Annotated in this window: 1 protein-coding gene; it reads right to left on the bottom strand. The window is 57.2% G+C overall.

Going from position 1 to position 290, the window contains the following annotated elements:
- Positions 1-290 (bottom strand): transposase (locus ACLH1I_RS26700; RefSeq protein ID WP_325904120.1); only part of this gene is annotated, 290 nt, incomplete at both ends.

Here is a 290-nt window from a genome sequence, read left to right as displayed (position 1 = left end):
GATTCGCAACAGCACGGTTACGGTCTGCATATTCACCGGGCCAGTAACCCGCACCTTTTCGGGGAGGGATAAGCGCGCTGATTTTCTTACGCCGCAGTTCATCGTGACAGAGCCGGGTATCGTAAGCGCCATCGGCGGCGGCTGACCTGATTTTCCGGTGGGGTTGCCGGATTAACCCGGGGAAGGCCTCTGAGTCCGTAACGTTGTTCAGCGACAGGTCAGCGCAGATGATTTCATGTGTTTTACTGTCAACGGCGAGATGCAGCTTACGCCAGATACGGCGGCGTTCC

Source organism: Klebsiella sp. 1SOBk10mer (assembly GCF_046602535.1).
GTDB lineage: Bacteria > Pseudomonadota > Gammaproteobacteria > Enterobacterales > Enterobacteriaceae > Klebsiella > Klebsiella quasipneumoniae.
Note: the sequence above shows the minus strand (reverse complement) of the source record. Positions and strands in the feature narration are given on the sequence as shown.